The sequence below is a fragment of the Enterococcus sp. S183_ASV_20 genome (assembly GCF_018919685.1).
Classification (GTDB): Bacteria; Bacillota; Bacilli; order Lactobacillales; family Enterococcaceae; genus Enterococcus; species Enterococcus faecalis.
Genome location: NZ_JAHLRI010000001.1, coordinates 1 through 12,700, shown reverse-complemented (window position 1 = coordinate 12,700; position 12,700 = coordinate 1). Strand labels below are relative to the sequence as shown.

At 37.4% G+C, this 12,700-nt stretch carries 8 protein-coding genes and 2 pseudogenes; 7 read left to right on the top strand and 3 right to left on the bottom strand.

The genetic code is table 11. The features are described 5' to 3' along the window. The first annotated feature begins 83 nt into the window (after positions 1 to 83). Together KQI94_RS00050 and KQI94_RS00045 are read left to right on the top strand one after the other, a co-directional pair. A complete protein-coding gene (locus KQI94_RS00050) occupies positions 84 to 1,010 on the top strand; it encodes a manganese-dependent inorganic pyrophosphatase (RefSeq protein ID WP_002360265.1) in 927 nt (308 codons plus the stop codon). A gap of 71 nt (positions 1,011 to 1,081) precedes the next feature. Then, positions 1,082 to 1,966, top strand: a complete 885-nt coding sequence (locus KQI94_RS00045) for a DUF1803 domain-containing protein (protein ID WP_002369367.1) — start codon at positions 1,082 to 1,084, stop codon at positions 1,964 to 1,966. Positions 1,967 to 2,024: 58 nt separating this feature from the next. Here the strand turns inward: KQI94_RS00045 and KQI94_RS00040 are convergent, their stop codons facing one another. Next, positions 2,025 to 2,576, bottom strand: coding sequence for a DUF2179 domain-containing protein (locus tag KQI94_RS00040; RefSeq protein WP_002361848.1), 552 nt, complete (start codon positions 2,574 to 2,576; stop codon positions 2,025 to 2,027). A gap of 180 nt (positions 2,577 to 2,756) precedes the next feature. Between KQI94_RS00040 and cls the strand changes: the two genes are divergently transcribed. The 3 genes and pseudogenes from cls to KQI94_RS00025 all read left to right on the top strand — a co-directional run bounded on the left by cls (position 2,757) and on the right by KQI94_RS00025 (position 7,793). Beyond that, positions 2,757 to 4,217: a cardiolipin synthase gene (cls, locus tag KQI94_RS00035; RefSeq protein ID WP_002381891.1), complete on the top strand. Its 1,461-nt coding sequence runs from the start codon at positions 2,757 to 2,759 to the stop codon at positions 4,215 to 4,217. 282 nt (positions 4,218 to 4,499) lie between these two features. Then, positions 4,500 to 6,384, top strand: a pseudogene (locus KQI94_RS00030) (beta-glucoside-specific PTS transporter subunit IIABC). Next, positions 6,384 to 7,793: a glycoside hydrolase family 1 protein gene (locus KQI94_RS00025; RefSeq protein ID WP_002369370.1), complete on the top strand. Its 1,410-nt coding sequence runs from the start codon at positions 6,384 to 6,386 to the stop codon at positions 7,791 to 7,793. The pseudogene KQI94_RS00030 and the gene KQI94_RS00025 overlap by 1 nt, the downstream one beginning before the upstream one ends. A gap of 330 nt (positions 7,794 to 8,123) precedes the next feature. Here KQI94_RS00025 and KQI94_RS00020 read toward each other — a convergent pair whose 3' ends face one another. Both KQI94_RS00020 and KQI94_RS00015 read right to left on the bottom strand, forming a co-directional pair. After that, positions 8,124 to 9,104, bottom strand: a complete 981-nt coding sequence (locus KQI94_RS00020) for a LacI family DNA-binding transcriptional regulator (protein ID WP_002363973.1) — start codon at positions 9,102 to 9,104, stop codon at positions 8,124 to 8,126. 18 nt (positions 9,105 to 9,122) lie between these two features. Next, positions 9,123 to 10,583, bottom strand: coding sequence for a sucrose-6-phosphate hydrolase (locus tag KQI94_RS00015; protein WP_002390640.1), 1,461 nt, complete (start codon positions 10,581 to 10,583; stop codon positions 9,123 to 9,125). Positions 10,584 to 10,825: 242 nt separating this feature from the next. Between KQI94_RS00015 and KQI94_RS00010 the strand changes: the two are divergent. After that, positions 10,826 to 11,545, top strand: a pseudogene (locus KQI94_RS00010) (alpha-amylase family glycosyl hydrolase); the annotation flags it as partial. Between the two features lie 127 nt (positions 11,546 to 11,672). Further along, a partial coding sequence (locus KQI94_RS00005) for an ISL3-like element IS1251 family transposase (RefSeq protein ID WP_216454298.1) occupies positions 11,673 to 12,700 on the top strand: 1,028 nt, incomplete at its 3' end.

Below are 12,700 nucleotides of genomic sequence, written 5' to 3'. Positions count from 1 at the left end.
TAGAAAAGAAGACAATTTTTTTGTTGTTTCTTTTCTATTTTTTGTTATCATTAAGAGTGAATCAAAACCAAGGAGTGTGTATTATGTCAAAAATTTTAGTTTTTGGACACCAAAATCCTGATACAGATGCTATCGGAGCAGCAATTAGTTTTGCTTACTTACAAAAAGAATTAGGAAAAGAGACAGAAGCTGTCGCTTTAGGAACACCAAGTGAAGAAACTCAATATGCCTTAGATTATTTTAATATTGAAGCACCACGTGTTGTCACTGAAGCAGCTAGCGAAACAAACCAAGTCATGTTAGTGGATCATAACGAATTCCAACAAAGCATTTCAGATATCGCTGAAGTAAACATTTTAGCAGTAGTGGATCATCACCGGATTGCCAACTTCGAAACAGCAGATCCATTGTATTATCGTGCAGAACCAGTAGGGTGTACCAGTACAATCATCTATAAAATGTTTAAAGAAAATAACGTGACAATTCCAGCTCAAATTGCTGGTATGATGGTCTCAGCGATTATTTCTGATACATTATTATTTAAATCACCAACTTGCACACAAGAAGACATCGATGCAGCGCACGCCCTAGCTGATATTGCTGAAATTAATTTAGAAGGCTATGGTCTTGACTTATTAAAAGCAGGAACAAATTTAAGCGATAAATCAGCTGAAGTCCTTTTAGATTTAGATGCTAAGAGCTTCCCAATGAATGGCAAAACAGTTCGCGTTGCTCAAGTAAATACCGTCGATTTAGCAGAAGTTTTAGATCGTCAAGCTGAATTAGAAGCAGCTATGGCCGCAGAAAATGCAGCCAATAATTATGACTTGTTTGTCTTAATTATTACGAATATCCTAGACAGTGATTCTGAATTATTAGCGATTGGTGCGGAACAAGCCAAAATTGAAGCAGCGTTCAATGTAACATTAGTTAACAATCGTGCGTTCTTACCAGGCGTTGTTTCTCGTAAAAAACAAGTAGTACCACAATTAACAGAAGTCTTTAACTAAAACCGTAAGCGCCTAAGCAACGCGATAAATTCCTTGTTGCTTAGGCGCTTCAATAGTAAAGGGGCGTTAACATGAATGATTTAGCAATTTACTATCATTCTCCGCAACAAACGAAACAATACAATCATTTGCTCAACCAATCACTTTTTTTCCCTCTTGTTACTTTTATGTATGAACATCGGGAAGAAAGAATCATTTTAAGACAATTAAAAGCGGCCTTTGCAACAGAAGCCAAGTTAGAACAATTTTTATCAGAAATGATTGATTGTCAGTTAATCATTCGGGAAAATCGTCAATATCGTTTGAATTTTCCTATTTATACGGCAGCTGAAGTTGCGAGTTTGACCTTGGCTGAAGACGAACTTCCTAAGTTTAAAGGAACTGTAACAGAGCAATTATTTTGGCTAGCTGAATCTTTTTGGCCACAAGTGTTTCCAGAAGAGGAAGACTATTTTTTTGGCGTGAGCGGTGGCCTCTCATTTTATCAAAAACAAAGATTGGCGTCGGCACAACTATCTATAATTACGCTTGAAAAAGAAAAGACAGAGGTTCCAACAATGCCTCGTTATTTTGATTACTTGGGCAAAGAGCAATCCTTGCCAGAAGCCTTCAGCGCTTTATATGACTTGCTAGGGGACGTAAATCCTGAATACTATCTTTCGCAAGCGAGAAGAGTCATTAAACAAGCTCTGCGAGGCCGCAAAGTCAGTACTGTGCCTAATATTTTTCAAGAAAGTTTGCACTTGACCCAAGTGATTACGATTGACCAGGACCACTTAAAACTCCTTTTACCAGTAGCAACGGAACAAGCCGAGCCTTTAGAAGCACAGTCGGATATTCTAGCATTTTATTATGAAAAAATTGCTAACCGATCGGCCATCGAACGCTTAGTTTTTATGCAACAATTGATTGAGCAACTAGGTACGAACTCTCTAAGTTATCTTAGAATAAATTAAAGTTACGATAATTTTATTATGTAAACTAAAAATCAATAACAAGAAATGACGCCGCTTCTTAGTGAGAAATGGCGTCATTTCTTTTGCGAACTTTTTTCGTCCAAAAACCACCGGAAATGAACTTAGGCTCATAGGAAATGATAAATGCTCTCGGCTCTAATTGATTGATTAATTTGTACAATGTACGTTCGTTTTTTCTTGGGGAAAGAATTTCTAAAACCATTCGTTCTCCTTCGCGTCCGTAGGCGACACTTTGCGTAACACCATAGCCGTGTTCACGAAGTGTTTCTGGTAAATGAAATTGTTCAGTAGTAGAAGGGAGGATAACCGATACCATAATATAACCCAAGGCTAAATAGTCTTCGATTTTAATTCCTACACTAATGCCAACAGCGTAACCAAGCGCATAAACAAGTAAATTTAAAGGATTGTCTAACCGATTCAGAACCATACTCAGCCCTAAGACATAAATTGTTATTTCAGCCATACTAACCAGCGGTGCAATAACCCGATAACCTTTCATCGTTAACATAAAACGAATAGTATTTAAGGTAATATACGCAAAATTAATGATAAAAATCATAGCTAACATTTTCAAATCAACGACCATAAAATAAGTACCTCTTTTCAAAATCTTTACATCCAGCCCTCATTATAGTACAGAAAAACTGAGAATCAAAGGTGAAACACTTATAGAAATGAATTCTTTTTTGAATACTCGCTCATATTATTCGCCTAATTTAACTGTTATTTGATATAATCTTAGTATGAAGTAAGAAGGAGGTAAGCGATGAAAATTTTTGTTTGGATTTTGTTATTTTTATTAGTAATTAACGTTATTGCTGCCTTAATTACTGTTTTTAGAAAACCTCGTAGTATTTCCAGCGTTTTGGCATGGATGATGACGTTGATTTTCTTGCCTGGTATCGGCTTTATTATTTACTTATTCTGTGGGCGAGGTATCGATGGACAAGAAGTTTTTAAATTGTCTGATGATGAAAAACAAATGGTTCAACGAATTAAAGAAAAAGTGGACATTGATAACAAAAAAGCAGGGCGCGATAAACGTTATGATTTACTTTATGATGCGAAAGTTTTAAATCGTTATTTCCGGAATATGGACGCATCACCGTTGGCCAAAAGAAATAGTTTGCAATTATTCACAGATGGCCAAGAAAAATTCCAAGCATTATTTGAAGATATTCGTGCAGCGAAAGAAACCGTTCATGTGGAATATTATGCGTTTTTTAATGACACGATTGGCAATCAATTTTTAGATGTATTAATCGAAAAGTTGCATGAAGGCGTGGAAGTTTACTTAATTTACGATCCTTGGGGTTCACCCGGCGCAAATAAAAAGTTTTTTGCTCGTTACGTTGACGCTGGAGGAAAAGTAGCTCCCTTTATTACTTCTCGCGATATGATCCGTAAAACACGTCTAAATTATCACTTGCATCGAAAAATTGTTGTCATCGATGGGAAAATTGGCTGGACCGGCGGGTTCAATGTTGGGGATCAATATTTGAATGTCACCGAAAAATTTGGTTACTGGCGAGATACCCATATTCGTTTGGTCGGGACGGCCGTATTTTCATTGCAAGAGATATTTATCATGGATTGGAATGCTTCAGTCAAATATCCTGAAGAACGTATGACGTATCATGAAAAATATTTTAAATTACCAGAAGATCATGAAGTGGAGCATTTGTCCTTACAAGTTGTTTCAGATGGTCCTGATTCAGAAGAAGAAATTTTGAAAAGCGGGTTTGTTCGGATGATTTTCTCTGCAGAAAAGAGTGTCTGGATTCAAACACCGTATTTAATCCCTGATGATAGTATGATTAATGCGTTGTTAGTGGCGGTTCGTTCAGGTGTCGACGTGCGAATTATGATTCCTTGTATGCCTGACCATCCCTTTATTTACCGCGCGACACAATATTACGCAAATTACTTACACAAACGCGGCATTAAAATTTATATTTATGATAGTGGGTTTATTCATGCAAAAACAATGGTGATTGATGATGAATTAGCTATGGTTGGGACAACAAACCAAGATATTCGCAGTTATTCATTGAATTTTGAGGTAAGTACGTTTATTTACAATCCCGACATTGCGTGGATGTTAGCGCAAGTCTTTGAAGAAGATATAGAAAAAAGTGTCTTACTAACCGACGAGATAATTAAAAAACAAGGGTACTGGCTACGATTCAAGCAAAACTTTTCACGCTTGTTGTCCCCAGTCTTGTAATCAAATAAATCAGCAGTGAATGTAGTAAACTACTATTTTCACTGCTGATTTTAGTAACAAAACACTGAGTTGCTCTACCTAATTCATTGATAATCCCTCTAAATAATGGTAAATTAAAAATAAATTCAATCAGCTATTCTATCGTGAGAAACATAGTTATTACGTAGATCAGATCAAAGGGACATTCACGACGAGCAAATATTGAGTGTGTTTGCTGAAACGTGCATGTGTGATTTGGTCTTTTTTATTGAGCTGTTATTTTATAGATAAGGAGTGGTCACCATGGACTACCAAGCAATAGCAAAAGAAATTTTGAAAGACGTAGGTGGCAAAGACAATATCGTGGATGTCACACATTGTTATACACGATTGCGTTTCGTATTGAAAGATACGAAACAAGCGAACAAAGAAGCCTTACTACAAACAGAAGGTGTCATTTCTGTTGTTGAAAGCGGCGGGCAGTATCAAGTGGTTTTAGGCAATAAAGTCGCGCATGTCTATAATGCTCTAGAACCTTTGTTGGCTCAGCAACTTACGACCAAAACATCTACAAAAGAAAAAAATTCATTAGGTAATCGAATTTTAAATACTGTTGCGGCGATTTTCACACCTGTCGTACCAGCAATTGCCGCTTCAGGCATGTTAAAAGGAATTCTAGCTATTGCTGTGATGGTCGCAAACAATTTTTACCAGGTCGATTTAAAACCTTTGAATACGTATATTATTTTAAGCGCCGCTTCCGATGCACTTTTTTATTTTATGCCAGTTATTTTAGGTTATTCAGCTGCTAAGGTTTTCAAAACAAACGAATATATCGCCATGGTAATTGGTGCCACCTTATGTTATCCAACCATCGTTTCATTAATGACTGAAGAATCAGCGGTTACCTTGTTTGGATTACATGTGACCAAAGCCAATTATGTTTCCACAGTAATTCCTATTATTCTTGCAATTTTTATGTTAGCTTATGTGCAACGCTTTTTGGAAAAAGTCATTCTAGAAGTTCTAAAAATTATTATGGTTCCTACGCTGTCATTACTTTTAATGATTCCAGCCACTTTATTATTATTTGGACCGATAGGGATTTATTTAGGTGACGGCGTGAATTGGTTGTATTATTATATAATGAATTTGAGTCCCATCTTGTTAGGCGGTTTTATCGGGGGAATTTGGTGTGTCTTAGTCATTTTTGGGGCTCACCGTGGGCTTGTGCCAATTGGGATTAATGATGTCGCTCGAACAGGACGGCAAAATTTGCTAGCGTTTGCTGGTGCAGCAAACTTTTCTCAAGCGGGCGCCGCATTTGGCGTGTTTGTCCGCACAAAAAATAAAGACTTGAAAGCTGTTGCTGCCTCTGCAACAGTGACTGCATTATTTGGTATCACAGAACCAGCCATTTATGGTGCAAACTTGCGGCTAAAAAAACCGATGATTTATGCGGTGGCTGGCTAGCGGAGCAGCAGGCGGGGCCTTAATGGGCTGGGGCGGTTCCTACGGGACAGCCTTCGCTAACCAAGGACTCTTGACCATCCCAGTTTACGCAGAAGCAGGAACCAAAGCCTTTATTTGTTATTTATTAGGTTGTGGTATTGCTTTTTTTGGTGCATTTCTATTAACGATTTTTCTAGGCTTTAATGATTTACCGCTTGACGAGTCACGTCAAGAACCCGGCTTCAAGACAGAGGCAGGGACAGTCAAAGAAAAACAACCGATTCAAGCACCTGTTCAAGGACAACTCGTATCTTTAGACCAAATCAACGATGAAGTCTTTGCTTCTCAACAAATGGGAAAAACGCTAGCTATTTATCCGACAGAGGAACAAATTGTTTCACCAGGAAATGGGCAAGTGACGGCTTTATATCCAACTCATCATGCAATTGGCTTAAAGTTAGACAATGGTGCTGAAATCCTCCTTCACATTGGAATCAATACCGTCGAATTAAAAGGGCGGGCATTTGAAACGTTCGTAAAAGTAGGAGAAAGAGTCAGGCTAGGACAAAAGCTGCTCTCTTTTGATAAACAAATCATCCAAGCTGCTGGTTATGATCCAACCGTCTTAGTCATCGTAACAAATACTGCGGAAATGGCTGTAATTGAGACAACCAAACAAACAGAGATTACACCACAAACAAATTTATTTTTCATGCAAGTAAAGGAGCAAAACTAATGGTTAAACAATTTAAGAACGATTTTTTATGGGGCGCTTCTTCCTCCGCTTTTCAAATTGAGGGCGCTTGGAATGAGGACGGCAAAGGCCTAACAGTCGCTGATTACAATTCTTTTAAAAAGTCAGCTGTACAAGCAGATACGAAAGTCGCCAGCGATTTTTACCATCGTTTCAAAGAGGACATTGCGTTAATGAAAGAATTAGGCTTAAAAACCTATCGTTTTTCTCTTTCATGGGCACGAATCATTCCAACAGGTGATGGCGAAATCAATCAAGCCGGCATCGATTTTTATAATGCTGTCATTGATACACTTTTAGAAAACGATATTTTGCCGTTTGTCACACTTTATCATTTTGATTTACCTTTTGCGTTGGTGGAAAATTACAATGGTTGGGCGGATCGTCGCTGCGTTTCTGCATTTCAACGCTATGCGCAAGTCTGTTATCAAGCGTTTGGTGATCGAGTCAAAAATTGGCAAGTTACGAACGAACAAAACTTAATGATTCGTGTCGATGAACGAATGAATATGTACGATGTTGTACCAGAAAATACTGAAAAAATTCGTGCACAAATGGATTACCATATGTTTGTTGCCCATGCGCTAGCGACGAATGATTGTCACCAATTGGTCGCTGGGGGAAAAGTCGGTCCCTCTGTTTCCTCAACGATGACTTATCCTAGTTCCAATAAGCCTGAAGATGTTTGGGCAGCTCGTATGAATGATAACTTTAAAACGAATTACGCTCTAGAAATGTATTGTTTTGGCGAATACCCTGGTTACTATCAAGAGTATTTGACCAAATGCGACATTTATCCCGAAACACAGCCAGAAGATCAAGCAATTTTGAAAGCTGCTAAACCAGATTTTATCGCCCTTAATTATTATCGGACGTTAGTTGCTAGCTATTTACCGACAGATGAGCAACACCCATTGGGTACGAAAGAAAAGGACATTGATTTTGATCTATACGGTTATTTTAAAATCGAAAAAAATCAACATTTAAAAACCTCTAAGTATGGTGCCCAAATTGATCCAACTGGTCTACGTTTAGTTTTAAATGATTATTATCGTCAATACCGTTTGCCGTTAATCATTACAGAAAACGGCTTAGGCACACCAGATCACCTAACAGAGGACGGAAAAATTCATGATGATTATCGAATTGCGTATTTGCATGATCATATTGCTGCTTGTCATGCGGCTATTTCTGACGGTGTTGAGTTGTTTGGCTATTGCCCTTGGTCGGTCATGGATATTTTAAGTTCTCATCAAGGATTCAAAAAACGCTACGGTTTTATTTACGTCAATCGTGAAGACCATGAGTTAAAAGATTTACGACGCATTAAAAAAGATAGTTTTTATTGGTACCAATCAGTTATTAAAAATAATGGGTTATCAGAAGAATAGTGCCCAAAAAAGGATCATCCATTGCATAAGCGGGTGATCCTTTTGTTTTCAAGTTCTCTCATTCCGTGTTAGGCTTAAGTTAATAAACCCATTAAAGGTGGTGAGAGAGATGAATAATTACGATTTATGGAAATGGGCTGCCGGGAAACGAACCGAAAAAAATAAAAATGAAACCTATAGCGCCAAAAATTGATGGTATGTTTTACTAATGCTCGGTGTATTTGTAGGGATCATGTTGTTGTATTATTTAATCTCTGTGCTTTGGAATTAAGGGAAAATAGGCAAATGAGGAATTAAGAATAAAAAAAGACACCTGAAAAGGTGTCTTTTTTAACAGGATTCAGACAATGATAGCTGAATCGGAATAGGATAATTTTCCTCGAGTGCAACATCAGGATCCTTCATTCTACGAAGCAGTAAGTCAATCATAACGTCACACATCTCGTCGATTGGCTGCACAATAGTTGATAGTTGTGGGGCAATTCTTTTGATTAATTTTGTCCCATCATAACCAATTACTTTTAATTCTTCAGGAATGGATATCTTCAATTTTTGAGCAATATTCATAACTGTAATTGCTGTCAAATCATCTGTACAAAAGATGCCGTCTACAGTTTTATTTTGAAGCAAACGTTCGATTTCTAGATTTTTTAATGTTGTAGAGGTTCCATTATCAATTTGTAGAATCGTTTTTTCTGCGCCATATTTTTCCATCGTTTGTTTATAACCAGCCAATCGATAATCGCTAGGTGCGCCTGTGTTATTAGCACCAGTAATAATTGCAATCTTTTGTGCACCACTTGCAAATAAGGCTTCAGTGGCTTTTTGGCCACCTTGAAAGTTTTGCGAAGAGACAATTGGAATGCCAGGTGCCAAGAAACGGTCAAAGGAAACAATAGGTAGTGAAACATTTTCATATTCGTTAATAGCTAAGTTATGGCTACCAGTGATTACACCGTCCACTTTATTTGCAGCGAGCATTCGTAAATAGGCGCGCTCTTTTTCTGGATCTTTTTCACTATCACATAAAATCACTTTATATCCTTGAACAAAGAGCTTTCTTTCCAGTGTTTCAATTAATTCACCAAAAAATGGATGACTAACAGAAGGGAAGACTAAACCAATCAGCTGCGTACTTTTTCCTTGGAGGCTTCTGGCTAATCCATTAGGTTGATAATTTAATTCTTCCATCGCTTGATGAACTTTATCAATTGTTTTTTGACTAAGATAACCATAATTATTAATCACGCGGCTCACCGTTGTCGGGCTCACCCCAGCAAGCTTTGCTACATCCGTTAATTTAACCACCATCAAAATTCACCATCATTCCTAATTATTCGTATTTTCCAGCTCATAAAAACAAGCTTTTGCCGTCTTGGATAGATGAAGATACCGTTGCGCTTTATCTGGAAAGAAGCGACCAGTCATCGTTTTTTCACCTTTATTTACATAGATTTCTGCAACAGAGCAATCAACAAAAATAGTTAACTGAACTGACTTATTTTTCCTAATTTTAGTTTCACGAATTGTGCCATACTTTTCAGCAAAAGATTGGCCAGCAAATGTTCGATCAAGGGTTATTTTACCATGAATCGTATCAATTGTAATTAAAAGTCCTTTTGAACCCGTTTCGTTCGCTAAAAGCCGAATAAAAGCAATCTCATTTTTGGGAATATCCACTTCTAATTCAAAAGAAGCAGTAGATAAGAAATGGCAGCCATTTGATAAAGTAGTAGCGGATTGACGAAGCATTTCTGTTTCAGAAACTGGATATTGAAATAGTTTCCCGTTGTGAATTGTGAGTTCTTTAACCAGACTTAAGCCATTTGCCCAACCCTCCACATCACTTGGGTAAGTGATTTCTGGCAACCCAATCCAACTGACCGCAAGTGCACGACCATCTGGCGCATTAAAGGCTTGAGTGGCGTAGACATCAAATCCTTCATCTAAATTTTCAAAAGGCCCAGCCTGAACTAAAGAAAGATTCTCCAAATCAAACGTTTCGGCCAATGTGTACATATTCGGATAGATATTCTGATAACTTTTTACAGATGGAGATAGACCTTGTGGGCAAAATAATAAGACAGGCTGGCCATCAATAAATACCAAATTGGGGCATTCAACCATGTAGCCTAATTCTTGGTCGGTGAACGTCAATTCGCCAAGTTGATGAAAATTGTGTACGTTTCGATCTTTAGAAAAATAGACCACAATTTTTCCTTGTCCATTTAAATCACTAGCACCAATTAATAAAACAAGTCCTTCTTGATAAGGAAATACCATCGGATCACGAAAATGGGAAGAATAATTGGGGTCAATAGGTAGGAATGGTGTTGATTCCTTTGTGATCGCACCTAAAGAATTCAGCCATGCAATATTTTGATATGCAAATCGTTGCCAAGCTTGATCACGAACATTTCCTGTATAAAATAAACATAGTTGGTTATCTATTGGTAAAGCTGAGCCTGAATAGACGCCATGAGAATCATATTCAGAGTCGGGATAAAGGGCAATTCCTTCATAATCCCAGTGAATTAAGTCGGAGGAAGTTAAGTGGGCCCAACTTTTTAGTCCGTGAACACTCCCGAAAGGAAACGCTTGATAAAATAAATGCCACTGGTTATTGAAATACGAAAAACCGTTGGGATCATTTAGTAGTCCTGTCTGTGGTTGAATATGATACTTAAAACGCCAACTAGATTGCGCGATAATAGAAGTTAGATTTTCGAGGTGAGCAGATGTCCAAGAAGAATAAGGCGCATAACGTAATTCATCCGTCCATTGGTTCATGATGCTTGACATAAGTAATGTCTCCTTTATTAGAAAATAGTAGTTAGTCTAATAGTATAAACAAATCAGAAAAAAGTCAAACGTATAACATATATAAATCTATTTAAATCAAAAGAATATTATAATTTACATTTATTTATGATAAACGTTTGACATATTACGCAAAAACGAGTATCATACAAAATGTAAAAACGGTTACAGAAAAAATTAACAGGACTAGTTTAAGAGTGAGGAGAACCAGAATGAACAGAAATTGGTGGCAAAAAGAAGTGGCCTATCAAATTTATCCACGTAGCTTTTCGGATAGTAATAATGACGGAATTGGTGATTTACAAGGCATTATTCAAAAAATGGATTACTTAGAAAATTTAGGAATTACGCTGATTTGGCTGAGTCCAATGTACCCGTCGCCAATGGCTGACAATGGATATGATATTTCAGACTATTATGGTATTTCTAGCGATTTTGGTACAATGGCAGACTTCGATGAACTCATTGAAGAAGCAAAAAAACGAAACATAAAAGTTATTTTAGATTTAGTGGTAAACCATACATCTGATGAACATGCTTGGTTTCAAGATGTTTTAAAAAATCCTCAAAGTCGTTTTCGAGACTTTTATATTATAAAAGAAGGACGAGAAGTACCTACAAATTGGCGGTCTAACTTCGGTGGTAGTGTTTGGGAAAAATTACCTGGGGAAGATGCCTACTACTTTCATGCCTTTCATAAAAAACAGCCGGATTTAAATTGGGAAAATCCTGAACTACGCAAAGAAATCTACCAAATGATCCGTTTTTGGTTAAACAAAGGAATTGCTGGTTTTCGTGTAGATGCGATTAATTTTATTAAGAAAGATTTGACTTGGACAAACTTACCTGCTGATGGGGCAGATCAATTAGCCAAAGTAACAAAAGCTAGTAGAAACATGCCAGGAATGAGTGACTTTCTGAACGAATTAAAAGGGCTCTATACTTTTTGATGTTGGTGGATGACACCAGCATCTTTTTTATTTTCCAAAACATATAGAAAAGACACCTTGAAATCCTTTAGAATTAATTTGGCGAACCAACCCAAAAGGAGGAATCAAGATGTCTTACACTCACCTTATCAAAGAAACATTAGATATTCTAGACTTATCAGTTACTTTTAACGAAAATTGTCTCACAAAAGAAAAATACAAAGGGCAAATCTGTCATATTTATCGTGGAAACTTGATTTATACAGCCCAAGAATGCATCCACTGTAAACACCAGATTGCTTCAGATATTGTGCGTTGGGGTACAACAACCGTCCGGTTGTTAATGAACGATGTTTCTGAATACCGTACCTACCTCGAATTGAAAAAGCAACGCTTCAAATGCAAAGCTTGTCAGCGGACCTTTGTCGCAGATACTTCTGTTGCGAAAAAACATTGTTTCATCAGTGAGAAAGTCCGCTGGTCTGTCGTGACTCGTCTGAAAAAAAATACCTCAATGACAGAGATCGCCGCTCAGAAAAATCTATCGGTCTCTTCTGTTTACCGTATTATGAAGCGATTTTATCGTCCGTTGAATCCTTTTCGGACACCGTTACCTAAGGTACTTTGTTTTGATGAATTCAAATCAGTTCGGGGTGTTTCAGGTGCTATGAGTTTCATCATGATGGATGGACAAACACAGCGCTTATTGGACATTGTCGAGAACCGACAACTGCCTTTTTTAAAACGTTATTTTAGTCATTTTTCACGAGAAATTCGTGAAGCGGTCGAATGGATCGTGATTGATATGTACGCTCCTTATGTATCGCTCGTTAAAAAGCTGTTTCCAAAAGCACAGCTGATTATTGACCGGTTTCACATCGTCCAACATATTGGTCGTACCTTTCGCAATCATCGAATCAAAGAAACGAACCAACTATTAAAAAGCAAAGAACAAAAACACTATCAATTAGGTAAGCAATTAAAAAGATACTGGAAACTTCTTCAAAAAGATGAACGCAAGCTTGATTATACTCGACGCCTTTGGCGACCTGGCTTCAAAGCTCATTTAACAGAGACCGATATTGTGGATCGCTTACTGAAAGGGAGCCCTGCTTTGCGTGTAGGCTATCAGTTATATCAAGACTTTCTTTACGCTGT